Genomic DNA, 24,860 nt, shown 5'->3' with positions numbered 1-24,860 from the left:
CTATCTTATGAAAAAATCTCACTGGGCAGAGCCCTACAAAATCAAGATGGTAGAGCCGCTCCGAAAGACCTCCCGCGAAGAACGCAAAAAACTGATTGAAGACGCCGGATTTAACACATTTCAGTTAAAATCTGCAGATGTGTACATCGATCTGCTGACCGACAGCGGCACCAGCGCCATGAGCGACCGCCAGTGGGCTGGCCTGATGATGGGCGACGAAGCTTATTCCGGCAGCCGCAATTTCTATCACCTGGAGGCGGTAGTACAGGAGTATTACGGATACAAGTATGTCGTTCCCACGCACCAGGGCAGAGGGGCGGAACACCTGATCGCCCGCCTGCTAATACGGCCCGGCATGTATGTTCCGGGTAACATGTACTTCACCACCACACGGCTGCACCAGGAACTGGCCGGCGGCAATTTTACCGATGTCATTACTGACGAAGCCCATGATCCCGATTCCGATTTTCCCTTCAAAGGCAATATAGACCTGCAGAAGCTCGAAGACATCATCCGGAAGGCAGGCGCAGCCAATATCGCCTATCTCAGTTTAGCCACCACCGTGAACATGGCCGGAGGACAGCCCATATCACTGGGAAACATGAAACAGGTACGAAAGCTCACACAACAGCACGGTATCCGCATCATCCATGATATGGCCAGGGTGGCAGAAAACGCCTTTATGATCCAGCAACATGAAGCCGGTTATGCCGACAGGACCGTCGCTTCCATCGTAAAGGAAATCTGTTCGCTAACAGACGGCGCTGTCATGAGCGGTAAAAAAGACGCGCTGGTCAATATTGGCGGGTTCCTCGCGCTCAATGACGAAGGCCTGTACGAAGAAGCCAAAAACCTGGTGATCGTATACGAAGGCATGCATACCTATGGCGGCCTTGCCGGACGTGACATGGAAGCCATGGCCATCGGTATTACCGAGTCGGTGGAAGAAGCTCATATCGCCGCCCGTGTTTACCAGGTGCATTACCTGGGCAACCTGCTGAAAGAAGCCGGTATTCCTGTATTGAACCCTATCGGTACCCACGGCGTATTTCTCAACGCCCGCACTTTTCTGCCACATATCCCGCAAACCTCCTTCCCTGCCCAGGCATTGACCGTAGCGCTATACGAAGCCGGCGGCGTACGTACGGTGGAAAGAGGCATCGTGTCTGCCGGCCGTGATAAAGAAACCGGAGATCACCACTACCCATCGCTGGAGCTGGTGCGGCTTGCCATCCCCAGAAGAGTATACACCCTCTCTCATATGGACGTGGTAGCAGATGCCATCATTGAAACATATGAAAACAGATACAACATACCCGGACTGGAGTTTACCATGGAACCCAAATACCTTCGTTTTTTTCAGGCGCGGTTTAAACAGCTGACGCCCGAACCAGCCAGCACAACACGTTAATTATTATTCAGGTATAATGAAGAATAGCCCTCCTGATGGGAGGGCTATTTCGTTTCTAAAATCGCCCTGCAACACCGGACGCAGGAAATATCATTGACCGGCATACATAAAACCGTTTACTGCTTCCTGGTGATCACCGGGTATACCTGGCTGCTTTTTGGCGCGCTGAACTTTTTCACTCATATCGGCCTGATTGTACCTACCATGGGATAAAATTGTAAGTTGCAGTGTGATGACCGATTTTTCTTCCTTACTCCAGCTCGACAAAGAAGCGCTCGCCACATTGGCCAACGCTTACAGCAGCTATGCCACCTACCTCGACGCGGGACAGTCTGACGATCTGCCGACGATCGCCGGCAGCTATATGAAGGCCGCCGGCTATGAAATGCTGTTCGACCAGGCCACCGCTAAGAAATGGTATTTCCGGGCGACGGACTATTTCATCCGCGCAGCAGACACCTACGGCATCATCGCTGCGATCTGCTGCAACCAGTCCCCGGAGATGGAAGTCGGCCCCACCCCTACGCCAGACCTGCAATTTTACCAGTTATTAAGCGGGTATTTTAAAGATACGCCCGTGGACATCACCGCCTGGCAGGAGCCCGTAGGACGCCTGCAGATCCCTATGCGGCTGTATCTCGAAGCATTCGACGCCACGGAAGAATGCACTGCGGCCACCGAGCTGCCCGCCGCCTGGAAGCCGCTTCTCACGCGCATGCATACACGCCCGAGATTACTCAGTAAAGATGTCAAACGGTGGCGCAGTCTCGAAGGGACCATCAACCCCATAGAACCGGAAACGATCGCCACCTGCGTGACGTTGCTGACCGTCGCACACCGGCAGGGGATTACATGGGAAAGTATGAAGGAAGAGGTGCAGCAACAGCAGGATGTTGCGTTTATTGCGGTGAAGCTGGCGTTATCCCTTCTAAATCCCACTCCGCCTCCACATACCGGCTACAATCATTCCTGAGCTCATCATAGTACTCTATCAGCAATGCGGTACCTCCACCGCTGACATGCTTTTTCACCATGTCATGTATAATATACACTGATTCCGGCCCTACGGCGCGTATGTCATAGGCAATATAACGATGACGTCCTAACGTAGCACACAATGCTAATAACTTCCGTGGACCGCCCAACAGCGTATGTACTTTCGTATGTGGTCTAATGCGATAATTAGCGCCGCACATATCGCGGTGCTCATAGATTTTGCCCGCGTATTCGCTGGCGGGATCTACATTCTTTTCCAGGTAAGTGGCTACAGACATGGGGTTAAAACGCCTGCGGAACCATGATTGCCGGAAAGGGGATACGTATGTCAGCGGATGATGTACCGCTACCGCAGGATGGGTAGCTTTACCGGTAATGATGTCGACAAAAAAATCCTGTACGGCGGGACCATAAATGGGGTTCTTCAGGTTTAGTACCACCAGTTCTCCTTCATGTATTCGAAATGGCGGGATAAACCATTCCGCCGCGCTGATACCTTTATTTTCCAGTATTAATTGCCTCGCCATATAACTCCTATACGCGTTTTATCCGTCGTATGAAAGTATAGTCACCGGTGATCTCTTCCTCATAATTCAGGTCTTCATCGAAGATGCTGCTATCGCGGAAATAGGTGCTGACACTCAGGTATCCCAGATCGAGCCCACCGCCGCCACAGAGGTTACAGCCGCCGTCACCGCCTTTCAGGAACCATTCGCTGTCCATCATTATCTCGTAGCGGTAAGGGTTATTGGCGATCACCAGCCCGAAATGATTAGGGGTGTCGAGGTAAATTTCCGGTTGATCATTCTTCTTGAAATACAGGTAATCCTTATCATAGTCGATGGCGTCGCCCCATGGGTAGAGCGTGCGGGAACCGCCGCCACAAAGGTATTCCCATTCGTCTTCTGTAGGGAGCCGGAAACCGGTGGCTTGTATCTCCCGCAACAGTTCTTCCCGGGAAGCGCCCTGGTATAACCATGCCGTTATCTTGTCTCCGTTTTTTACCAGCCGGAAAGAATCGTTGACGGTATAACTCCAGTGTTCACGTGTAGAAGCTTTTACTTCGGCGAACGCTTTCTCAAAATAGTCATCGGACGTGAGGCGTTCATCTGTCAGCTCCACGGGGAAATAACCCGTTGGACGATACTCCCGTTCCACGATCATCGGGCCGATGGTCACGGTGCGTACCGGCGACAGCCGCTCGCGGATATAGTTATCCATCTCCCCGGCATTATCCTCAAACATGGCCGCCATATTATTCCTGTTTTCGGTCGCCATGTTCCAGGAATCGAGTCCCAGCACGACAGTATCACCGGGCACAAAAACGAATTCCGCGCCATCATACTCCAGAACAGAGGTATAAGTACGCTGTCCGAATTTCTCGAATGTCTCAAAGCGTTTGATGGTGAATCCGGGAAATTGTGTATTGACTAATTGATGCAAGATAACTTCCGCTTCCCGCTTTGGTAGTGCATTCCACGCCTGTCGGTCATATAGTTGGGTTACGCTCATAACAATAAAAGATGATTTCTGCCGGCTAATGTAGCTAAACTTTCACGATTTCTGCAATGAGGCGTAATGCAACGTCTGCAGGCGGCCATTGCCTACCACATTAAACTCTACTTTCTGGGTATTGTCCTTTCCTTTGAGCGTGAGCGTGATTTTATTATCTCCTTTTTTCAGGGGAATGCGGGAATAATAGATCGAGTGCGGCAGGCTTTGCCAGTTACGGGTATCCGCTTTTTCTGCCAGCAGCGAGATGAGGTTGAACAGTTCTCCCGCCACTTCATCATTTTTCCGGATCTCGTATTCCGCCAGTTTTTTGATGGCCAGCCGCGTCAGCGCCAGTCCCATTTCTTTCAGAAAACGTTCCTGCAGCGTGCGGAATGCCAGCTGGTTCACGTCTTCCACCTTTTCGAGGGTGGTGGAGAAAGTGCTGTCCCGCTGTATGTCGGCGGCGGTATAGTAGAGCGGTTGCTCCACATAGCTGGGGAAAGCCACGCGGAAGGCTTCCAGGTGACGACGCAAACGGTCACAGGAATCCCGCGGGAAAAGATTAAAATCGAAAGGAATAAAGATCCGGGAGTTGGGATCTGTAAACACAAAATTTCCAGGCCCTCTTTCGGTGAGCGTAAAGAAAAAATTGCTTTCCGCTTTTACCGGCGCCAGTCCGTTTTCCCAGAACACGAGCACAGAACCGCCGTCGTTGTCGGCGGGGCGGTGGTACACACGGCCAAACTGCTGTTCATAATATTGTACTTCCTGCTGAAAGCCCAGCTGATCAGCGGTACGCAGGAGATCTGCCTGTAACTGTGCGGGCATGTCCACACCGTAATAACGCCGGTCGGGCGATTTAAGGAAGATATCAGCGGCATTGCGGTAGGAAATAAAAGCGTTGTTCACATCTCCTGCGCTTTCGTACACGATGCCCTGTACGATCAGCGAAAAAGCGTCGTTGCTGTATTTTTTATCATTGTTTTTCTTCCGGTCGTTGAGAGCGTAGTTACCCAGAGAAATGCGCCGGGCTTCCACTTCCGCATCTTCCAGCTGATGTAGTTGCAGATAGTTGACAGACTTATAGTAATGAATCAGTAATCGTTCAAAATCTTCCCCCTGGTAGATCTGCATAGCGGGGTTGACTACCAGTCCCAGCGTCTGGTCCAGTATCCTGCTGCCCCGGTAACCTGACAAAATGGAATCGGCGGCGTTAAAATACAGGTTGCTTTCGTGATAGCGTCCCTGCAGGAAAGCGGTCTTGCCTTTTTCCATGTTAAACAGCAGTTTGTTGCGGCCATAACGGAAAAAGCGGGCTTTGTCCAGCTGTGTGGAAGCTTCATCGAAGCGGCCCTGTGACACAGCCTGGTAATACGGCGCCACGGCGCTGTTATAGGTACGGCATGAGCAAAAGAAAGGTATGGCCAATGCCAGTGGCAGCCACCACTTCCACTGACGAACGGAAATAAACATAATATGCGCTTGAGATAAAAATGTGCGCCGGCAACACAGACAACCGGCGCACGGTCACCACAGTGGTAACGAGTATGTAGGTCCTAATTCTTCACATATTTGGCAATCTTCTTATTGCCTATCCATTTTACTTCGTTGCTTTGCAGGTCGGTCAGTTCCAGGTCTACCTGATAATACACCACCATTTGCCTTTTATGTGAATCTACGATAGCGTTGATGCTACCTTGCAGCATATAGTCCGCTCCCACTTCGAGTCCCCATTTTTTCATGGTAGACACGGAAGCGTTTTTCTGCTGATCTGCCCGTTCGCCGCGCAGTTCCTCTCTTTTGGCGCCGCCCTGTACCAGTCTTACTTTCCGGGTGGTGACAAACGTGCGTTCCATATCTTTGATGAAGGTTTCCGCATCGATGTGTTCATGGCTTTTGTTGGCGACCATGCCTACGATCACGACCGGCTGCTTGCCTCCGTGTTGTTGGGTAAATTCTGACAACCAGTTCTCCCCGAGGGCGCTGGCGATCATTTCTTCCGCTGTGAGCCGTGAATCGGTATTGTTCCAGCGGCCGCTGATATCGATCTGTTGTTTCTCGTCTACCCGTGTCACCTGGCGGGGAGCACATCCTTGTATGACAGCAGCGGACATAAGTATCCCGATCAATGCGGGAGCATTCATTTTAAACATCAGGTTGAAATTTTTTATACGATGATTTTATTAGCGGAAGAGCAGGTAGGCGCCCATAGCCAGCGCGGTCACGGTCGCCAGGTCATACCACTGGAAGCCCGGTGAATAGCTGCGATGATGTCCATAGTGGCCGAAGCTGTAGGACGGATAGCCGTATCCATAAGTATACGCCGGATATCCCCAGGTGTCCCATGACGATCCCCATCCGTATCCATAGGCGTAGGCGCGCCGGCGTTCACGGCGGTCCTGCCGCCGCTGTTCCTTCCGCTCCATCTTGGCTTCCATGAACTGGTATGCTTTATAGGTCTGCTGCACGGTAGTGCCTTCACGCGCCGTCAGGGAGTCTTCGTTGATCAGGTACAGCTGCATGCTCTCCATATAACGGGGGTTCTGGTCGGGCAGCAGTTTCTGCTGCGCCATTGCGGGCATGGCCATAACAAGCAGGCAGGCGATAAAACCGGTCCTGAAGCGGTGTTTACTGATACAGTACCTCATAACATTCGTTGTATTCACTATAGTGACGCAGCCCAAAAGATCTCCCCCTACGGGGCAGGCTGTTAAAAAACCGTTAAGGTGGAAAGCGGAACATTTTACGATGTACGGGCGTTATGCAAGTTATGTCGACCGTATCACTTCGCAGCTCCGCCGGCAGATGGGTAGTCACCTCCTCTATCCTGGCTTCCGCCATGGCTTTCATAGACGGCACCGCGCTGAACGTGGCATTGCCCTCCCTTCAGCGCAGCCTGCATGCTTCGGGCGCTGAACTGTTCTGGGTACTGAACGCTTATATGCTGATGCTGGCGGCCCTGATCCTGCTGGGTGGTACCCTGGGCGACCGGCTGGGGCGGAGACACATTTTTATGACCGGCATCATGATTTTCATCGCCGGCTCCGCCGCATGCGGACTTGCGGGCACCGTCACCATGCTGATCATCTTCCGGATAGTACAGGGTATCGGCGGCGCGCTCATGATTCCCGGCAGCCTCTCCCTTATCTCTTCCGCTATTGATGAAGCTGAAAGAGGTAAAGCGATCGGCACCTGGTCGTCTGTCACTACGCTGGTAACTATCGGCGGTCCGATACTGGGCGGCGCGCTGGCCGACGCCGGCCTGTGGCGCTATATCTTCTTTATTAATATACCCATTGGCGTTATTACGCTGTTATGCCTGTGGTGGAAAGTAGCGGAACAGGAAATACCCGCCGATGCACCTGCACAGGACTATCCCGGCGCTGTCCTCATCGTAGGCGGACTGGCACTGCTGAACTTCGGCTTCCTGCGGGTGCCGGTCGCCGGCTTCGGCAGCCCCACGGCTTATGGTAGCATCTCCTTAGGGGTGCTGTTGCTGGTAGCTTTTATTATGACGGAACGGCGCAGCCGTCACCCGATGCTGCCGCTGCATCTCTTTAAGAACCGGACCTTCACCGGCGCCAACCTGCTGACCTTCTTTTTGTATGCCGGCCTTAGCGGCAGCATGCTGTTCCTGTCGCTCAATATGGTGCAGATGCAGGGTTACAGCCAGCTGGAATCAGGGCTGTCTTTTCTTCCCTTCACCTTGCTGATGGTCTTTCTCGCACGGCTGGCAGGCAGTCTGGCTGACAAATATGGGCCGCGGTGGTTCCTCATCATCGGACCTTTCCTGGCAGGCACGGGTATGTTGCTGATGTCGCTGGTAGGACAGACCACCGGGCCGTCTTCTTACTGGACCACTTTTTTCCCCGGCATTATGGTACTGGGCATGGGCATGACGATTACGGTGGCGCCACTGACCGCTACCGTGATGGGCTGCGTAGGCAGCCAGTTATCCGGCACCGCTTCCGGTGTCAACAACGCCATTACCAGGATTGCCGGCGTATTTGCCGTAGCCGTTTTTGGCGCGCTGGCGGTAGTGTTTTTTGCCGGATCTATGCAGCCTTCGCTGCAGGAGCTGTCGCTGACTGCTACACAGAAAACCGCTATCATGGCGCAGACGGCCAACCTCGGCGACGCGGCGGTACCCCAAGGGTTACCACATCAGCAGCAACAGCAGGTCATCCAGCTGTATCATCAGCATTTTATCCGGAGTTACGGTAAAATCATGGCCATGTGCGGATTGTTAGGATGGCTGGGGAGTCTCATGGCGTGGATATTTATCAAGTCTCAAAAACCGGAACGATAATTATGATTTCCCTGTAGCTTTGTTTCAAACTACACTTATGCGGTATTTGTTATTTGCCCTGTGTCTGTGCCTCCCCCTCCCCACCCTATCCCAAACTCCCGGAAAGATTGTCTTCACCAGTCAACCGGCTGCCAACGTCACTATCAGCACTCCTTACACGCTTACGCCTAAAAGCGACCTGTTTTTCACCGTTCACCTGGACAGTCCGCTGATCCGCTATCTGCAGGCATTAGCGCCTGACGCCGACCAGGAAACGGTACTAAAGCAGGGCAACTATCAGTTCAGCCTATACGTAGACGGCCGCCTGTGTTACCAGAGCAACCTGCATCCCGGCGCACCGTCCGCCGCAGCAAAGACCAGGGATACTGTTTTAAGCCGGCCGCTGATCAATTATAAAGCGGCTTCCGCTTCGTGGAGCGAATATTACTGGATGCGGTTTCTGCGCAACGGCGGCGACAGCGCCCTTACGGAAGGTCCGCATTTGCTGCGCATGGAGATAAGACCGTACGTCAGCGATCCTGTTAAAGGCATAAAAACCGGCGGACTGATAGCCAGCGGCGAACTGCCGCTGATCGTGAACCGCAAGCCCTTCATCGATACCGCGAAAATCGTTTTAAACACACCGACGCCCTATAATGGCCTGGTGGTGTCACATGGCAACTTTGACCGCAATACCGTCAAGCTGCTGAAGGGCAACATTGAAGCAGGCGTTTTCCCGAAGGTCACCAGCATTGCCGTGATCCGCAACGGACAACTGATCATTGAAGAATATTTCAACGGCTCCGGCCGTGATTCCATGCATGATGTGCGGTCTGTCGGCAAATCCTTTGCGGGCGCCATCACCGGTATGGCCATCCGGGACGGCCACCTGAGAAGTGTGGACCAGCCACTGTCAGACTTCTACGACCTTCATGCATTTGCTAACTATTCCGCAGATAAAGCACAGACCTCCCTTCAATCGCTGCTGACCATGAGCAGCCCCTTCGACGGTGATGACAATGATGATCAGTCGCCAGGCAATGAAGAAAACATGTACCCGGCAGACAACTGGGTGAAGTTTGCACTGGACCTGCCGGTCAATACCGTACGCCCAAAGGGAGAATGGCACTATTTCACCGCAGGGGTCGTGGTGCTGGGCGACGTGCTGCACCGGCGCTTGCCGGGCGGACTGGAAAAATATGCTGACCAACAGCTGTTCCGGCCGTTAGGCATCAGCCGTTACCAGTGGCAGTATACCCCGCAGGGCGTGGCCAATACTGCCGGCGGTATCCGTATGAACACCCTTGATTTTGCCAAATTCGGATGGCTGTACCAGCAGCGGGGCCGCTGGCAAGGCAAACAGGTACTGCCCGCCAGCTGGGTGCAACAAACTTTTACCCGGCACAAAAGTATTCCCGGCCGGCAGGAAGAATACTATGGTTACCTGTTCTGGAACAAAACTTTCCATATAAACAACAAAGCTTACGAAGCCTTCTACTGCTCCGGCAACGGCGGCAATTACATCCTCGTTTTCCGGAATACGCCGCTGGTCATCGTTATTACAGCAGAAGCCTATAACCTTCCTTATGCGCACCCGCAGGTAAATACCATGTTGCAGCAGTACCTGCTGCCGGCCGTGCTCCAATAACCACACTATTTTTTTGGCCAATTCAGAACTCGTTTCTATATTTACGTAACCAGTTACGAAACCAATAACAAAAATATCAAAATTTCTAAATTTCCAAATTCGTAAATGATGACGGGCTTTTTCGACACTACCGGCAAAATGGCCATCGGCAGCAGGCTGCGGCTGCTGACCGACAAAATCACCGAAGACGCGGCCCAGGTGTACAGTTTGTACGGCGTGCCCATGCAGCCTAAATGGTTCCCGGTATTTTATGTACTGTCACGCGGGGAGAGCAAAACCATCACCGAGATAGCCCGGGAGATAGGGCATTCCCACGTATCGGTGAGCAAGATCGTCCGCGAGATGGTGCAAAAGGGATTCATCAGGGAAAAGAAAGACAAAACAGACGGACGTAAGAACCTCGTAGGGCTTACCGCCAAAGGTCTGGAGATCAATGAAAAAATTGCGGCGCAGTATATTGATGTGAACAATGCCATTGAGGAACTGACATCACAAACCAAACACGATCTCTGGAAAGCCATGGAAGAATGGGAGTTCCTGCTGGAGCAGAAATCTTTGCTCCGCCGCGTACAGGAGCAACAGAAATTACGGGAGAGCAGCCAGGTGAAAGTGGTGGCTTATCAGCCAAAATACCGGCAGGCGTTCTATGATCTCAATGAAGAATGGATCTCCACCTATTTTAAAATGGAACCGTCTGACTACAAAGCGCTGGAAGATCCGGAAGGGCATATTTTGAAGAAGGGTGGTCATATTTTCGTGGCGCTTTATAACGATGAACCGGTAGGTGTGTGCGCGCTGATCCGCATGAATGATCCGGACTACGACTTTGAGCTGGCCAAGATGGCGGTATCTCCGCGGGCACAGGGTAAAAGCATTGGCTGGCTGCTGGGCAAAGCCTGTATGGAGAAAGCGCGCGAACTGGGCGCATCCAAACTATATCTCGAAAGCAACACTATCCTGAAACCGGCTATCAGCCTGTATCACAAGATGGGCTTTCAGAAAGTGGCGGCCAGGAAATCGCCGTACGAACGCGCCAACATCCAGATGGAGCTGGTGTTATAAGAAACGTTGTTGTATCAGCGCCATAAAATCGGGGCGGAACTTTTCGCTCAGCGGGATACGTTTGTCCGCAATGTGAATATGATTGTCGAGTACCCGCTCTATCTGGCTGGTGTTAACGATATAGGAATTATGTACGCGGATAAAGGGCGGTCCCAGCTGTTCTGCAATTTCTTTCAGCCGCTTGTATACCAGCACCGCTTCTTTCACGGTCACCACCCGCACGTATTCCTTCTCGCCTTCAAAGTACAGCAGGTCCTGCAGGCGGATACGTTGCAGCGTTTTACCCGACTTCACAAAAAAGTAATCCTGGTGGTCGTCTTCCTTTCTGTCTGCCTGCGCAGGCGAACGGAAGGCGGCTTCAATCTTCTGGCGGGCAGCCAGGAAACGCGTCAGTGTAATGGGCTTCAGCAGATAGTCGAGCGTCTGGTAATTATAACTGGCGGCAGCAAATTCAGAATAGGCAGTGGTAAAAACAATTCTGACATGACTGGGCAACAGGCCGGCCAGCTCCATCCCGTTGAGGCGGGGCATATTGATATCGAGAAATACCACATCTGTCTTTTGTTGTTTAAGGCATTCCAGCGCCTCCAGCGCATCATAACATTTGCCCACAATACGCCAGTTGGTGGTCTGCTGGATATGCAGTTCCAGCAGCTTCACGGCATTGGGCTCGTCATCCACGATCAGGCAATTTAGACTCATAAGGGAACGGTTAAAGAGGCATTAAAATGGTTATCTGATCTTTCAGTCTTCAGTTCAAATTTGTCTCCATATAATAGTACCAGGCGCTTGCGCAGGTTATCTATCCCCGATCCGCGCTGGCCGGAGACTACGGGATGCCGTGGCAGTTCATTACGGGTGTTGAAAATGAGGTGGTTGTCCCGGCATAACAAAGTGATCGCTATCTGATTTTGTGTACTGCTTTTATCGATACCATGCTTGAAAATATTCTCCACAAACGTCATCAGCAGCATAGGAGGTATGCGATAATCATTATCAATATTCCTGGTAAACGTTAAGCCAATTTCATGCCGGATGCGTATTTTTTCCAGCGCGATATAGTTTTCGATGAAATTAATTTCAGTAGATAAATTGACTTTGTCTTTCGGGCTTTCATCCACAAAGTACCGCATAATGTCTGACAGTTTTTCGATGAGCAGTGCGGTATGAGGCGCCTCCCGGAAGGCTTCGTAATAGATATTATTCAGTGTGTTAAACAGGAAATGCGGCTGCACCTGTGACTTCAGCAGCTCCAGCTCCGTTTGGGCATGTTGCTGCTGCATTTCCTCTGTCTTACGTTTCAATACAAAATAAGCAATAAAAATCCGCAGAATGAAACTCAGCAGAAAAATCGTCAGCAAACCGGATACATTACGTACAAAGATCATGGTAGTCATCGGCGCCGGGTCCGGTTTTTCATTGAAAAACGTATTGTATATCCAGACCATCCCGTAGCTCCGGAGCAGGCTGGCAAGCAGCAGTCCCGCTACTACTGCGATGAAATACAATACCTTCCTGTTTTTCAGAAACAGGCGGGGATATAAAAAACTAATATTGCCATACACTACCAGCGCATAAAAGGCCGTATTCGTCAGGGCATAGGCGCCTGACTGCCAAAAGCCGTCTTCCGGCAGCAGCGTAAAAAACAACAGCAGCATCAGCAGGCACCACAGCCCCCACTGAAGCCGGCTGGTAGCCGGCATTGCTTTAAAAATTCCCATGGCTGAAAATACTGGGTTTAGATACTATTCGTCAAATGTACCGGATCGCCTTTTCTGAAGACCGCTTTTTTCAATGGTTGCCCTGTTTGGATTCAACCATCACCCCGTTTTCTTCAATCCCCCGGTCATATGGGAGATGACTGCCAGCGATTGAATTTATGCCGGTAAGGATTGAATAAACTTGATGCGCTTACGCGGATGACCAACATTTGTGCTGTCCAAAAAATGTACATCCGCTTATGACAACGCGCCCTTTTCTCCGACTTTTACCGGTTTTGTTGATCCTGTTGTTTGCCCTGCAACAGGTATCTGCCCAGGCTGATACGATCAGCCCCCGGCACCGTGCCCTGAATACCGCCCTGCTGCGACCGGGGCTACGCCAGTATCTCGTTTATTTCCAGTTTCCCGACAAACCTAAAATGCTCAACTTCTCCCTCTGGATGCGGGAGATCAGCAAAAGTCAGCACAACGGGCAACCCGTCTTTGAAGTTAAACAAAGTTGGTACAATGCTGACAGCAACTATTTCAGAAGTTTTCATTCCATCAACAGCGCACAGGACTTCTCCCCGCTGTACCACTCCGATGGCGGTGGCACCGGTATCAGGGCCTATAACTGGTCGGCCGCCGGCGTAAAAGGCACCGATAGCGTGGCTGGCAATAAAGCCGCCGGTTACTCGCTCAACTTTGACAGTCCCAATTACAACTGGCATCTCGATATCGAAACGTTCGAAATGCTTCCCCTGGCCGCCGGCAAAACCTTTTACATCCTGTTTTATGATGCAGGCCTTGATCCGCCGGCGTACGTAAAATACACCGTTACCGGCAGTGAAATGCTGACTACGCTGGACAACAGGCAGGTGGACTGCTGGATACTCCACACCGGCGGCACGATGCCCCAGGGCGGCACCTATGAGCAGTCCTTCTGGATCAGCAAAGCCGGGCATGAGCTGCTGAAAGAAGCGGACAGTTTCAGTGGCATGTTCCGTTACAAGATAAAATTACCGGGCCTCACGCCCAACTTGCCGGAGGTAGTCCGCCAGGTGACGGCAAAAAAATCCTGAATTCCCGTTTACCGATAAAAAACCCGTTTTCGCCGAAAGGGTGATGCCTTCAACTGAAAAAGCCTGTTCTGTGGTGATCGTCTCCAGTAGTTTTGTATCATCAAAAACAGGTATTATGAACAAAGTAATCGAAATGAAAGCTATCCGGCAGGTCAATGATGAAATTTACCGGTCGTTTGAAACGCTGGATTTCAGAGGCGCGGCTACCCACCTTACGGAAGACTGCGACTACATTACTTTCAACGGCATGCACCTGAAGGGACGGGAAGCGTACATCGCTTCCCACGAACAGTTGATGAACAATTTTATGTTCCGTGGCGCCAGGCTGGAAGGAGAGATAGACCAGATGCGGTTTCTGAACGACCGTACCGCTGTGGTGATTGCCCGTGGCGCTATCCGCTTCCGCTGGCAAAAAAAAGCCCCTCAAAGCCGCCAGTCTATCAATACCACCCTGTGGATCAAAAACAATGAAGACCAATGGCAGATGGCCGCTTTCCATAACTGCCGTGTCAAAAAGCCCGGCTGGCTGAAAACTGTGATGACCAGGATTTTAGACTGATTCTCCTGATAGGCGAAGATGACACCGATTTTAATTATTTTTATGGGTCTCTTCGCTTACCAGGAGCGTCAGTAAACCTTCGTTGCCATGCTGCTACTTTTTGCCTTTGCCGCACTGATAATGGTCCTCACACCGGGCCCCAACATGATTTATCTCGTCACCCGGTCGGTGACACAAGGCAGGAAAGCCGCCATGATCTCGTTGCTGGGCGTTGCCTGCGGTCTCCTTTTTCATATCACGCTGGTATCTTTCGGCCTCACCAGCATCCTGATGGCCATCCCCTACGCATATACGACCCTGAAGACGATCGGAGTGATGTACCTGCTGTATATGGCGTGGCAGGCGGTGAAGCCCGGAGGAAGGGCGGTATTTGAGCGTGCCGGCCAACTGAAACACGATACGCCGCTCCGGCTGTTCAGTATGGGACTGTTTACCAGTATCCTGAACCCCAAGATCGCCGTTTTTTACATGTCTCTTTTTCCCCAGTTCATCAAACCGGAATACGGACCGGTGTTATTACAGAGCCTTACGCTTGGCTTTATCCAGCTGACGATCAGTTTCACGGTCAACAGCCTGATCATCTTTTCCGCCGCAAAAGTAACACGCTGGTTCAGCGCCAATCCCGGCTGGGTACGGACCCAGAAATGGCTGATGGGAAGCGTTTTTGCGGGACTGGCACTGAAAATGGCGCTGGACAAGGGCAAATAACCCTAATCGATAAAACTCTTCTGATCGGTAGGATTGCCGGACTCCACATGGCGGGAGGGGGCAAAATAATCGTAATAGTAAAGGCGTGCCTGTTCAAACAGTTCCATCTGTGGTTTCAGGCGTTCTATGAACTTCGGGAAGTTCCGGGAGGCCGGTTGCGTCCATGCCGCTTCGGCGAATGCCGTGATGCGGGGGAACAACAGGAAGTCCAGTCTTTTTGCGTTGGAGATGGTCTCGGACCACAGGCACGCCTGTACGCCCAGTACCTGCCGTTCGTATCCTTTCACTGCAGGCAGACCGGCCACTGAAAATTCGTATACTGATTTCAGGTTGTTGTACTCCCCTGCTTTCCATTTGCGGCCTGTTTTGTGGGTGCTGTCCTGTACAAAGTCGAAATAGAAAGGCAGGCGCGGACAGATGATCACGCTATAGCCTTTGCCCAGCGCCATTTTCAGGTTCTCCGGTTTTTCCTGTCTCCACCAGCAAACGATGGTTTTATTAGCCGGCAGTGTGGCCGTAGCGATTTCATCCCAGGCCATCACTTTGTTACGCAGGCTGAATACGGTATCGGCCATACGCTGAAAGAAATAATCCTCCACCTGTTTACGGTTCACAAAACCTTTGGCTTTGATGAGGCTGATGACCGCCGTATCAGTATCCCAGGCTTTGTTGCCGAAAGACACTTCATCGCCGCCGAGGTGGATCATGCCGGACGGAAAGAGCGACGCTGTTTCCTTCAGGATATCCGCCAGGTACTGGTAGGTGCCTTCTTTGCCGGGATTAAAGGTGAACGAGGGGTATTTCTCCGTGCCGCCGCCGTCGAAGGCAGGATAGGCCCTGTTGGCAGCGCTGGCGTGGCCGGGCATGTCTATTTCAGGGATTACCTCTATGAAACGTTCTTTTGCATAGGCTACGATTTCGCGGATATCGTCCTGGGTGTAGAAGGCAGCCGGCGCTTTGGGATCGGTGTGGTTACCGATGCCGCCAACGGTGGTGAGCAGGGGATATTTTTTGATTTCCAGGCGCCAGCCGGGGGCGTCTGTCAGGTGCCAGTGAAAGCGGTTTAGTTTGTAGAAAGCCATCCAGTCGAGGATAGACTTCACTTTCTCTTTACCGAAGAAGAAGCGGGACTCATCGAGCATAAAGCCGCGCCAGGCGTAGCGGGGCGCGTCGGTGATGTTCCAGCAGGGTATGTGGCGGGACGTGCCGGTGGGCATGGTTGTTTCCGCCAGTTGCAGCAGGGTGGTGATGCCGTTGAAAACGCCCTGGGGGCTGCCCGCGGTGATGGTGGCGCCGGCTTTGGTCATCCGGAGCGTATATGCGTCCGGGTTAGCGCCCGCTTTACCGCGTTCAAGGGCGATGACGGTCACTTTACCGGATGCCCGGCTTTTTTCCGCGTTGGTGATATTAAACCGGCGCTGCAGTTCATGGCTGAGATAGGTGGCCAGCACCTGCAGGCTGTTGTCTTTGGTCAGGATGACCACTTCCTCGTTGAGGACCATTTCACCGTTGGCACGGGAAGACTGCGCCGGCAGCGGAATAACGGGGCAGGCCTGTTGCGCATGCAACTGCAGGCAACAGGCCCACATCAGGATACTTAAAAATATTGGCTTCATTGTTCGGTTGATGATTTCAGGTTGATAGTTTCGGAAATGATCAACGCACAATATACAGTTTTGCCTATATTTTTCTGAATACTACGATGCCGTTGTGGCCACCGAAGCCAAAAGTATTGCTGACCGCCACTTTCACCTCTTTCTCTATCGCAGACTGCAACACTATCTGCAGGCTGGATGGTATCTGCGGGTCCAGCGTGGTGGTATTGATGGTAGGTGGTATAATGCCGTTGGTGATGCTTTTGATGCAGGCGATCGCTTCGATGGCGCCGGCGGCTCCCAGCAGGTGGCCCGTCATGGACTTGGTGGCGCTGATGTGCAGATGATCCGGGGCGGGTCCGAACAGCCGCGTGATGGCCGCTATTTCGCTGAGGTCGCCCACTGGTGTGGAGGTAGCGTGCGCGTTCAGATAATCCACTTCCTGCAGGTTGATTTCCGCTTCCTGCAGCGCACTTTTCATGGCCTGGAAGGCGCCCAGTCCTTCCGGGTGGGTGGCCGTCATGTGATAGGCGTCTGCCGTCATGGCGGCGCCGGCCACTTCAGCGTAGATATGGGCGCCGCGGGCTTTGGCATGTTCGTATTCTTCGAGCACCAGGGCGGCAGCGCCTTCCCCCATGACGAAGCCGTCGCGGTCCGTATCAAAAGGACGGGAGGCATGGGCAGGGTCGTCGTTTCTGACAGACATCGCTTTCATGGCGCAGAAGCCACCAACAGACGCCGGTGTGATGGGCGCTTCAGAGCCACCGGTGATCATCACTTTTGCTTTGCCGAGGCGGATGTAGTTGAGCGCGTCCATGATCGCCGTATTGGAAGTGGCACAGGCAGAAACGGTGGTGTAATTGATGCCCATGAGGCCGTATTTGATGGAGATCATGCCCGACGCCATATTGGTGATAAGGCGGGGCACGAAGTAAGGGCTGAACCGCGGGTTATAGCCGCCCGTTACATATTCCGTTACCTGTTCCTCGAACGTCTGCATCCCGCCCTGGCCGGAGCCCCAGATCACGCCGGTATCGAAGGGGTCCATGGCGGAGAAGTTGAGACCTGCGTCACCGATAGCTTCCGCGGCGGCGGAGAGGGCATATTGTGTGAAGGGGTCGGTCTTGCGGATTTCCGCTTTATCGAGCGCTGTGGCCGGGTCGTAGCCTTTCAGTTCGCAGGCGAATTTCGTCCGGAAGCGGGTGGCATCGAAACGGGTGATAGTAGCGGCGCCGCTGGCGCCGGCCACGAGGTTGTCCCAGAAGGCAGTCACATTGTTGCCTAAAGGCGTTACTGCACCCATACCGGTGATAACAACTCTTTTCATAGTAGCTGATTTTATGAACGTAAGTCTTCCAGCAGCTGCCGGCCGATCCTGTCGAATGCTTCAGGGCCCATGACCCTTGCCAGCAGCAGTGAAGATTGAAGATTGGAGATGACCAGCAGGGCCCTGTCGCCCGCGGCACCTTTGAAGTGAAAGCGTTTGTGTTTACGGCCCTGCTCCAGGCAGGCTGTCACCCATTCCACGATGGCTTCCGCCATTTCATTTATTTTTTCCTGCATCGGTGGTGTCAGCGTTTCGTAGTCGGGCGCCAGGGAGCCCATCAGGCATACGTTGCCCGCATAACAATGTTTGCGGAATACGTCTACCAGCCGGTCCAACTGCTCGTCTTCCGGCAGCTGCCGCCACTGCTGTACGCTGTGTTGGAAGCGTTGCATCTCTTCTGTTATCACCGCCATTCCCAGGTCTGCCTTGGACGGAAAATGATAATGCACCGCTGCGTTTTTCACCGACAGCGGGTCGGCAATGTCTTTATAACTGAAAGCGTTAAATCCTTTTACCCGGATCAGCTTGTCCGCCAGCGTCACTATTTTATCTTTCATGAGCGTCATTTCAGGCTGCGTTAAAACCGGCTGCAAATTACTTACTTACCAGTAAGTAAGCAAATATTTTAAAAAAAATTTGGTGAATTAAAATGAATGTGTACTTTTGCATCCCCTGATCACAATATCAGTTGCCCAGATGGCGAAATTGGTAGACGCACTGTGTTCAGGTCGCAGCGCCTGCAAGGGTGTGCTGGTTCGAATCCAGTTCTGGGCACGTAATAGGTTGTAAGTATTGACTTACAACCTATTTTTTTTGTGTCAATGTCGGTTTTGTACGCTTTTGCCAACTATTTACGACACATAATTGACAAACGACATGACACACGAAATTTTACCTTTTTCCTAAGCTGACAGTCAACGTAATTTTTTTGTTGAATGTATATCGAGCGACGAATTCCCTAAATAATATATCTTTCTTTGCCAACAGTTTTTCTTCAGACTCCTGGCACATTTCATTTGGTACACAACAATCTACCGGACATGCGACTGCACATTGAGGTTCCTCATGAAATCCCTGACGCGCTGTACATTAATCTGAAACAATATAGTACAGATCGGTGGACAGGGGTGTGTTACGCTGTAACCAGATGTGAATCCGGCTCTGGTGTTTTCCCTTTTTGAACATTCTTTTTCCCGATTGCGTAAACCAGTTCCTCCTCCACTGGATAGCTTTGCGCCCTGATCAACGAAACATCTGATCAACGAAAAACATGCGGATTCAATTAGGTCTTTTGCCGGTGATGATAATAGCAGGATTACCAGCGTTTTCTCAACAAGACGCCAGCCGGCAGGACAGTGCTTTACAAAAGGATGCACAACTGAAAGAAGTGATCGTTTCTGCCAGCCGCAGAAAGGAAACACTGGACGAAGTGCCATCTTCTGTTACCATCTTAAAAGCGAAGGACCTCGCCATACAGAAGAACATTAACAACAACCTGAGTGATATATTGGCCAATACCGTACCCGGTCTCGGATTTAACAGCAACAATAGTTATAACCTCGGTCAAACCTTGCGGGGACGTACGGTGCTGGTTATGATCGACGGCATCCCGCAGTCGACCCCCTTGCGCAACAGCTTACGTGATATCCGCTCTATCGATCCGGGCGTAATAGAACAGGTGGAGGTCATCAAAGGCGCCACCGCCATTTATGGCAACGGGGCTACCGGTGGGTTGATCAACTACATTACTAAAAGGCCCGCCACCGGCAAGGCCTTTAGCGGACAAACATCTATGGGCGCAAATACCGCCCTCAAAGATGCCCGGCATACGGGTGGTTGGCATGTTGGTCAGATGCTGACAGGTACGGTAAAGCGTTTTGACTATGTGATATCTGGTCGCTATGAACAAACCGGCGTGATGAAAGATGCGAAAGGCCAGGTACTTTCACCTGACTATGGACTTAACGAACTGCAAATGTGGAATGTATTTGCAAAGGTTGGCTACAATGTCGACAACCGCAACCGCCTTGAGCTGATGTATAACTATTTCAGCAGCAAACAACGTACAGATTATATTGTAAAAGCGGGAAGATTTGGCAACCGCGACTCAGCAACCACCGGTACGCTGGGCGTTCGCCCCGGTGAACCGGAGGGTACTCCCCATAATCACAACGCAAGCCTTCACTTTACCAGCCAGGAACTGATCGGTGGTACAGATCTGGACATTAATCTCTATATGCAGGATTTCAGTACGCTCACTCCTTACACTAACTTTTTTGAGAATAATGGTCAATCCGGTATCATCGCCCAAAAGAAGGGCCTGCGCCTGAACCTGAACAGTCCCTTTGTTATCAGCAGTACCTGGAACGGCAACCTGGTGTATGGCGCCGATGTGCTGGCAGACAAAACCTCGCAGGTGCTGACAGATGGCCGCGTATCCGTTCCTGAAATGAATATGCGCAACCTGGCTCCCTATCTGCAGGTGAAATCTGTCTTCCTGCAACATTTAGTATTGAAGGTGGGAGCGCGTTTCGAAAACATCAATATCAGGGTGCCAGCATACACTACCATTAAGATAATTAACTATAACACCGGCGGCTACTCCGGCGGCGTCACCGTTAACGGAGGATCCCTCAATTACAACGCTTTTGTTTTCAATGCGGGTTTACGGTATAATAAACTGCCATACTTCAAGCCGTTTGTCAGCTTTTCCCAGGGCTTTAGCGTACCCGAGCTGGGCCTCATACTGAGAGGGGCCAAAGAGAACACCCTCGCTGATATAACAGCCAGGGCGGTAACGACAAACAATTACGAAGCGGGGTTCAACAGTACAATCGGAAAGCTGAACATCGAAGGCGCAGCCTATATCAGCACCTCTGGCCTTGGCGCTTCCTATGTAATGGTGAATGGTAAATTTGAGGTTGCCCGCTCCCCCGAAAGAGTATATGGCTTTGAGTTGTCCGCAGATTATGCGCTACTGGATAAGCTTTAGTTCGGCGCTTCCTGGTCGTATGCCGAAGGCAAAAGAGAAGTCGGCGATCAGACGGTTTACCTGGGCGGCGATCGTATTGCACCTCCTAAAGCAACGGCATATATAAACTATACGTGTATACCAGGCTTGCTCATACGCCTGCAGATGCTCCATGCCGGCAACCGCAAACGGTTCGACCCTGTTAATGGTCGTTACAGCTACGGTACAGGGCCCATAAGCGGCTTCACCCTCTTTAACCTGTACACCGGCTACGATTTTGACAATCATAGCAGTCTGAATCTTGGCGTGGAAAACTTGTTCAACAGAGACTATTTCACCATACCCTCTCAGTGGCAGGCGGATAACCTGACTTATGTAAAAGGAAACGGCGTCAGGGTCAACTTTAGTTACACATACAGGTTCTAAGCGGCAGGAAAATCCATCCCCCTGAATTTTTAAACATTTTCCAGGAGCAGTACCTATCTTATCAATACAACAGATCCCTTTCTGGAAATGATGCTGCCATCCATGCCGATGCCTTCTGTTATCCATACAAAAGCCCCGGAGCCTTGCCGGGTACCGTTAATGCTGCCGTCCCACCCGTAACGCGGATCTGTGGTATAAAACACACGGTGCCCCCAGCGGTTATAAACCGCAAAGAATTTAAATTCACTGATGCCAAAAGGTAATGCCCTCAACACGTCGTTCCTCCCATCATCATTGGGCGTAAATGCATTGGGGACATAGATATCCACGTTGTGAATAACCTTAATGGTCACTTGGCCCGTGCTTTTGCAGCCATTGGGGTCTGTGGCGGTTACCGTATAGATAACGTCTTTGTCGATGGTGGCAACAGGGTTTGCAATGTCGGTCCTGTTCAGGCCATAATCCGGCGACCAGTCGAAACGGGTAAACCCGGTATTGTCCACGTCCACTGCATTGAGTTGTAACGGCCGGTTCTTCAGGACACTGGTATTATTGCCGCCAGAAACCCTTCCTGCTGCGGTGGAGGCGGCAATGTTTGCGCTTACCTCAGCTATTAATCCACCAACGTCCTTTACGCGTACCTTGTAATCACCCGGCGCAAGTCCGCTGAAAATGTTGTCTGACTGATACGTTCCTCCGTTCAGCGCATACAGGTACGGAGGGACGCCGTTTGCTGCGTTGGCGGTAATTGTTCCGTTATTTTGTCCGCAGGTAGTTGCAGCGGGCATCACCTGCAGATTTAAACACGCGCCTGCACTTACAACGACGCTGACAGTGACTGCCAATCCGGTGGCATCTTTCATGGTGACATTATACAGCTGTGCGGCAAGGCCGCTGAATACGCTACCGGCCTGATAATTAACGCCGTCGATGGAATACTGATATGGTGCCGCGCCGCCCGTGCCGGTAGCCCTTATTACCCCGTCGGTTCTGCCGCAGCCTGCCGGCGTAGCTACAAGATCCAGGCAAAGATCGGCAGTGACAGTGACAGGAACCGTCACAACCGTACCATCCGCATCTTTTAATGAAACCCGGTAAGACCGGGACGCAAGACCGCTGAATACGTTACCGGCCTGATAATTGACGCCGTCGATGGAATACTGATAGGGTGCGGTACCACCGGATGCGGTAGCCGTGATGGTGCCGCTGGCCTCCTTACAACCTGATGGTGTGGTAGCCACCTTTAAAGCAAGGCACCTGTCGCCGGCTGCGGTCAATTCCAGTGTAGCGGCACTATCGCAGCCGGCCCTATTCGTTAAGTGGACCGTATAGGTGCCCGCCGTCGCGAAATCCCTGCCATTCCATTGAAAAGGAAACTCGGTAGGACAAACGGTCAAACGGGTAAGGCTTGCGGTGGCTTCGTATACCTTCAGCACCAGCGTTACCGCACTATCACAGCCGGCCGCGTTGGTTAAATGCACCACGTAACTGCCGGCAGCAGTGAACGTCTGGCCGTTCCACACATAAGGGAGCACTGCCCGGCATACGGCGATGTCGGTGGTACTGGTGGTTGGCGCGCAAGCGGCTTGAAGGACCACTGTTTTAGTGGCGGTGTTGCTTGAAAACCGGCCGTCATTAACGGAAAAAGTAACCGTCCGGTTAGCGAGGCTGGCAGATGCATTCGTGTTGCTGTATGCAACTGCGCGCAGCGCGGCCTGCCACTGTGCGACGGTAGCGGTGCCGCCGGCGGAAACCAACGTCAGCTGACCGGTGGCTGCATGATAGCTGCCGGTAATGTTACCCATTCCTGCGGCGTTGGTAAACGAGAGCACGTCCCCCGCGGCAAAGCCGGCGCCGATAGCAACCGTACCTGTTGCCAGCGTGGCGCTTCCGGTATTCGTAACGGTTACGCCTGCATCCACCGTTACCGGAGGTTGCTGCACTGTATAAGGGGTGGTGGCCGGCGTAGTGGTCACTACCGGTCTTTCCACTGCCACATATTCATACGCTCCCTGGTCTACCGTACTGTTCAAAATTCTTGCCCCGGTCTTGATGTCCATCGTAAGGCTGGATGGTACAGCTGTATTCTGGCCCTGATCAATAGCCGGACTACCGGGTTGCAGTTCAAGCCCGTCGTCCGCAGTGGCCCATACGTTATCGGGACCGATGGCGTTTGCAGGGTCCACAAAGAGCGGGTCCGCACTGACGACCTGGTTAGCCGGATCGTCCATACCCTGCACAATGGAGAACCTGAATACCGGCGGCCCGCTATTGACAGCCCTGATCAGGTTGGTAGCCACATTATTGTATATAATGGTATTGACGAAACTAAAAACTGAAGCAGTTGTTACGTTTGCAAACAAGCTCCCCGTAGGCGATGTTGAAACATTGTTATTGCAGATAGTGCTATTGACAATGGCTACTGTCCCCCCGGCATTGTAGATCAACCCACCTCCCGACGTATTGTTTGCCGTATTGTTATAAATAAGGCATCCCGCAAGCGTAATAGCAGTGCCACTTTCGCCGGACGAAGCGCTTAATATGCAATAGGGCCCACCGGTGTTATTGGCGAATACGCAATTAGAGAAAAACGGAGTTCCGCCTGAATGACCAAGCAGCCCCGCCCGGGAAGTGTTATTAAGAAACAGGCAACGATCTATAACCGGCGCACCTTCGTTGAGAAAATTGATAATGCCGGCGTTGGAGGTGCTTCTGTTGTTCGAGAACACACAGCTGCTTATCTGGGGAGAACTGAAAAAACTGACGATAACGCCCCCCTGTGCAACGCTGTTATTATTCTCGAAAATGCAGTCTTGGATCACCGGAGCGCTTTCATTCAGGAAAAGGATTCCGCCCTGGTTGATGGTATTAGTATTATCAAAGAACCGGCAGTTTGCAATGCGTATGTCTGCGTCATATAAGTAGGCAATACCTCCCTGCTCTGAGCTGCCCCCGGTCATATGAAAACCATCCAGTACAGTTTGCGCGGTCATGAACATCGGGTTCCCGAACAGCCGGCGAACCCCATCGCCCCTCAGGATAGTCTGGAACGACATCCAGTTCCTGTCTGCAAATACAGGGTCACCGCCATGCGGGAAGCCGCCATATAGTTTTACGCCTTCTTTTAACCTGAAGGAGGCGCCCACAGCCGGTTGGTATGTTCCGGCGGCCACATAGATCTCATCACCAGCAACCGACAAATTGATCATGGCCTGCAGGTCCCGGGAAGCGTTCAGCCAGCTGGAACCATTATTAGCCCCGGTTGCCGCTATGTCTACATAACGTACAGCCCCCGGGGCCAGTAAACAATGCAATAAAACCACGATGGTAAAAAATCCTTTCATATATATAAAAAAGTATTCGCGTGGTAGCATGGCTGCATGGTGTGCTTTTTTTAATCCGAACGGCGCGACGGTCAGTCTTGCCTTGGAGTTTATGCCGGGTCAACCTGTTGTTCAGAAACAAAGTCTGTCATGTTATCTCAAAATTAACGCTTTGCAAAAGGAAAATGAGGTTATCTGTAGACGCGTCTACAGCTTTGTGCGTCTACAGGATAGGATAAGGTGTCTACCAAATAGTGGATGCTGTGGCCA

Annotated in this window: 19 protein-coding genes, 1 tRNA gene and 1 pseudogene; 10 read left to right on the top strand and 11 right to left on the bottom strand. The window is 51.9% G+C overall.

Annotated elements, in window-relative coordinates; genetic code table 11:
• Positions 1–7 precede the first annotated feature (7 nt).
• Both HF324_RS09270 and HF324_RS09265 read left to right on the top strand, forming a co-directional pair.
• Positions 8–1,411: a tyrosine phenol-lyase gene (locus HF324_RS09270; RefSeq protein ID WP_168859640.1), complete on the top strand. Its 1,404-nt coding sequence runs from the start codon at positions 8–10 to the stop codon at positions 1,409–1,411.
• A gap of 229 nt (positions 1,412–1,640) precedes the next feature.
• Positions 1,641–2,384, top strand: coding sequence for a hypothetical protein (locus HF324_RS09265; protein WP_168802161.1), 744 nt, complete (start codon positions 1,641–1,643; stop codon positions 2,382–2,384).
• Here the strand turns inward: HF324_RS09265 and HF324_RS09260 are convergent.
• The 5 genes from HF324_RS09260 to HF324_RS09240 form a co-directional block, all read right to left on the bottom strand.
• Positions 2,311–2,934 (bottom strand): hypothetical protein, encoded by a 624-nt coding sequence (locus HF324_RS09260; protein ID WP_168859639.1) that lies wholly within the window; start codon positions 2,932–2,934, stop codon positions 2,311–2,313. The two genes, HF324_RS09265 and HF324_RS09260, sit on opposite strands and share 74 nt — an antisense overlap.
• A gap of 7 nt (positions 2,935–2,941) precedes the next feature.
• Positions 2,942–3,919, bottom strand: a complete 978-nt coding sequence (locus tag HF324_RS09255; RefSeq protein WP_168802159.1) for an SUMF1/EgtB/PvdO family nonheme iron enzyme — start codon at positions 3,917–3,919, stop codon at positions 2,942–2,944.
• 42 nt (positions 3,920–3,961) lie between these two features.
• Entirely contained in the window at positions 3,962–5,374 is a 1,413-nt protein-coding gene (locus tag HF324_RS09250; protein ID WP_168859638.1) for a COG3014 family protein, read from the bottom strand.
• A gap of 83 nt (positions 5,375–5,457) precedes the next feature.
• The gene (locus HF324_RS09245; RefSeq protein WP_258539465.1) at positions 5,458–6,054 is read right to left on the bottom strand and encodes a penicillin-binding protein activator LpoB; all 597 of its coding nucleotides are present in this window, start codon (positions 6,052–6,054) and stop codon (positions 5,458–5,460) included.
• A 30-nt stretch (positions 6,055–6,084) separates the two neighbouring features.
• Positions 6,085–6,549, bottom strand: a complete 465-nt coding sequence (locus HF324_RS09240; RefSeq protein WP_193114988.1) for a hypothetical protein — start codon at positions 6,547–6,549, stop codon at positions 6,085–6,087.
• Positions 6,550–6,671: 122 nt separating this feature from the next.
• On the opposite strand from HF324_RS09240, the gene HF324_RS09235 reads away from it, so the two are divergent.
• From HF324_RS09235 to HF324_RS09225, 3 genes are all read left to right on the top strand, one after another.
• Positions 6,672–8,210: an MFS transporter gene (locus tag HF324_RS09235; RefSeq protein ID WP_168862328.1), complete on the top strand. Its 1,539-nt coding sequence runs from the start codon at positions 6,672–6,674 to the stop codon at positions 8,208–8,210.
• 37 nt (positions 8,211–8,247) lie between these two features.
• Positions 8,248–9,837, top strand: coding sequence for a serine hydrolase domain-containing protein (locus tag HF324_RS09230; RefSeq protein WP_168859637.1), 1,590 nt, complete (start codon positions 8,248–8,250; stop codon positions 9,835–9,837).
• 105 nt (positions 9,838–9,942) lie between these two features.
• Positions 9,943–10,899 carry a bifunctional helix-turn-helix transcriptional regulator/GNAT family N-acetyltransferase gene (locus tag HF324_RS09225; RefSeq protein ID WP_258539464.1) on the top strand — a complete coding sequence of 319 codons (957 nt, stop codon included), beginning with the start codon at positions 9,943–9,945 and terminating at the stop codon, positions 10,897–10,899.
• Here the strand turns inward: HF324_RS09225 and HF324_RS09220 are convergent.
• Together HF324_RS09220 and HF324_RS09215 are read right to left on the bottom strand one after the other, a co-directional pair.
• On the bottom strand, positions 10,894–11,601 hold the full coding sequence (locus tag HF324_RS09220) for a LytR/AlgR family response regulator transcription factor (RefSeq protein WP_168859636.1): 708 nt from the start codon (positions 11,599–11,601) through the stop codon (positions 10,894–10,896). The two genes, HF324_RS09225 and HF324_RS09220, sit on opposite strands and share 6 nt — an antisense overlap.
• Entirely contained in the window at positions 11,598–12,620 is a 1,023-nt protein-coding gene (locus HF324_RS09215; protein WP_168859635.1) for a sensor histidine kinase, read from the bottom strand. The genes HF324_RS09220 and HF324_RS09215 overlap by 4 nt, the downstream gene beginning before the upstream one ends.
• A 239-nt stretch (positions 12,621–12,859) precedes the next feature.
• Between HF324_RS09215 and HF324_RS09210 the strand changes: the two genes are divergently transcribed.
• The 3 genes from HF324_RS09210 (at position 12,860) to HF324_RS09200 (ending at position 14,948) form a co-directional block, all read left to right on the top strand.
• Entirely contained in the window at positions 12,860–13,681 is an 822-nt protein-coding gene (locus HF324_RS09210; RefSeq protein ID WP_168859634.1) for a DUF3108 domain-containing protein, read from the top strand.
• A 115-nt stretch (positions 13,682–13,796) separates the two neighbouring features.
• On the top strand, positions 13,797–14,240 hold the full coding sequence (locus tag HF324_RS09205; RefSeq protein ID WP_168859633.1) for an SgcJ/EcaC family oxidoreductase: 444 nt from the start codon (positions 13,797–13,799) through the stop codon (positions 14,238–14,240).
• 87 nt (positions 14,241–14,327) lie between these two features.
• Positions 14,328–14,948 carry a LysE family translocator gene (locus tag HF324_RS09200; protein WP_168859632.1) on the top strand — a complete coding sequence of 207 codons (621 nt, stop codon included), beginning with the start codon at positions 14,328–14,330 and terminating at the stop codon, positions 14,946–14,948.
• A 2-nt stretch (positions 14,949–14,950) separates the two neighbouring features.
• Here HF324_RS09200 and HF324_RS09195 read toward each other — a convergent pair whose 3' ends face one another.
• From HF324_RS09195 to HF324_RS09185, 3 genes are all read right to left on the bottom strand, one after another.
• A complete protein-coding gene (locus tag HF324_RS09195) occupies positions 14,951–16,564 on the bottom strand; it encodes a beta-N-acetylhexosaminidase (protein WP_168859631.1) in 1,614 nt (537 codons plus the stop codon).
• Positions 16,565–16,628: 64 nt separating this feature from the next.
• Positions 16,629–17,870, bottom strand: a complete 1,242-nt coding sequence (gene fabF / locus HF324_RS09190) for a beta-ketoacyl-ACP synthase II (RefSeq protein WP_168859630.1) — start codon at positions 17,868–17,870, stop codon at positions 16,629–16,631.
• A gap of 11 nt (positions 17,871–17,881) precedes the next feature.
• Positions 17,882–18,427 (bottom strand): TetR/AcrR family transcriptional regulator, encoded by a 546-nt coding sequence (locus HF324_RS09185; RefSeq protein WP_168802147.1) that lies wholly within the window; start codon positions 18,425–18,427, stop codon positions 17,882–17,884.
• Between the two features lie 133 nt (positions 18,428–18,560).
• Here HF324_RS09185 and HF324_RS09180 point away from each other — a divergent pair.
• Both HF324_RS09180 and HF324_RS09175 read left to right on the top strand, forming a co-directional pair.
• Positions 18,561–18,644 (top strand) — tRNA-Leu (locus tag HF324_RS09180).
• Between the two features lie 496 nt (positions 18,645–19,140).
• Positions 19,141–21,267: pseudogene (locus HF324_RS09175) on the top strand (TonB-dependent receptor).
• Between the two features lie 53 nt (positions 21,268–21,320).
• On the opposite strand, the gene HF324_RS09165 reads toward HF324_RS09175, so the two are convergent.
• Complete coding sequence (locus HF324_RS09165) at positions 21,321–24,611, bottom strand: right-handed parallel beta-helix repeat-containing protein (protein ID WP_168859628.1); 3,291 nt, start codon at positions 24,609–24,611, stop codon at positions 21,321–21,323.
• Positions 24,612–24,860: the final 249 nt, after the last annotated feature.

Source organism: Chitinophaga oryzae, from assembly GCF_012516375.2.
GTDB classification, from domain to species: domain Bacteria; phylum Bacteroidota; class Bacteroidia; order Chitinophagales; family Chitinophagaceae; genus Chitinophaga; species Chitinophaga oryzae.
Note: the sequence above shows the minus strand (reverse complement) of the source record. Positions and strands in the feature narration are given on the sequence as shown.

Bases quoted from the DNA above. Each gene is read 5' to 3' on its own strand.
- HF324_RS09270 (WP_168859640.1), top strand. From the start codon at position 8: ATGAAAAAATCTCACTGGGCAGAGCCCTACAAAATCAAGATGGTAGAG.
- HF324_RS09255 (WP_168802159.1), bottom strand. From the start codon at position 3,919: ATGAGCGTAACCCAACTATATGACCGACAGGCGTGGAATGCACTACCA.
- HF324_RS09235 (WP_168862328.1), top strand. From the start codon at position 6,672: ATGTCGACCGTATCACTTCGCAGCTCCGCCGGCAGATGGGTAGTCACC.
- HF324_RS09230 (WP_168859637.1), top strand. From the start codon at position 8,248: ATGCGGTATTTGTTATTTGCCCTGTGTCTGTGCCTCCCCCTCCCCACC.
- HF324_RS09215 (WP_168859635.1), bottom strand. From the start codon at position 12,620: ATGGGAATTTTTAAAGCAATGCCGGCTACCAGCCGGCTTCAGTGGGGG.
- HF324_RS09200 (WP_168859632.1), top strand. From the start codon at position 14,328: ATGCTGCTACTTTTTGCCTTTGCCGCACTGATAATGGTCCTCACACCG.
- HF324_RS09165 (WP_168859628.1), bottom strand. From the start codon at position 24,611: ATGAAAGGATTTTTTACCATCGTGGTTTTATTGCATTGTTTACTGGCC.
- HF324_RS09245 (WP_258539465.1), bottom strand. From the start codon at position 6,054: ATGTTTAAAATGAATGCTCCCGCATTGATCGGGATACTTATGTCCGCT.
- HF324_RS09210 (WP_168859634.1), top strand. From the start codon at position 12,860: ATGACAACGCGCCCTTTTCTCCGACTTTTACCGGTTTTGTTGATCCTG.
- HF324_RS09185 (WP_168802147.1), bottom strand. From the start codon at position 18,427: ATGAAAGATAAAATAGTGACGCTGGCGGACAAGCTGATCCGGGTAAAA.
- HF324_RS09240 (WP_193114988.1), bottom strand. From the start codon at position 6,549: ATGAGGTACTGTATCAGTAAACACCGCTTCAGGACCGGTTTTATCGCC.
- HF324_RS09195 (WP_168859631.1), bottom strand. From the start codon at position 16,564: ATGAAGCCAATATTTTTAAGTATCCTGATGTGGGCCTGTTGCCTGCAG.
- HF324_RS09225 (WP_258539464.1), top strand. From the start codon at position 9,943: ATGATGACGGGCTTTTTCGACACTACCGGCAAAATGGCCATCGGCAGC.
- fabF (WP_168859630.1), bottom strand. From the start codon at position 17,870: ATGAAAAGAGTTGTTATCACCGGTATGGGTGCAGTAACGCCTTTAGGC.
- HF324_RS09220 (WP_168859636.1), bottom strand. From the start codon at position 11,601: ATGAGTCTAAATTGCCTGATCGTGGATGACGAGCCCAATGCCGTGAAG.
- HF324_RS09250 (WP_168859638.1), bottom strand. From the start codon at position 5,374: ATGTTTATTTCCGTTCGTCAGTGGAAGTGGTGGCTGCCACTGGCATTG.
- HF324_RS09260 (WP_168859639.1), bottom strand. From the start codon at position 2,934: ATGGCGAGGCAATTAATACTGGAAAATAAAGGTATCAGCGCGGCGGAA.
- HF324_RS09205 (WP_168859633.1), top strand. From the start codon at position 13,797: ATGAACAAAGTAATCGAAATGAAAGCTATCCGGCAGGTCAATGATGAA.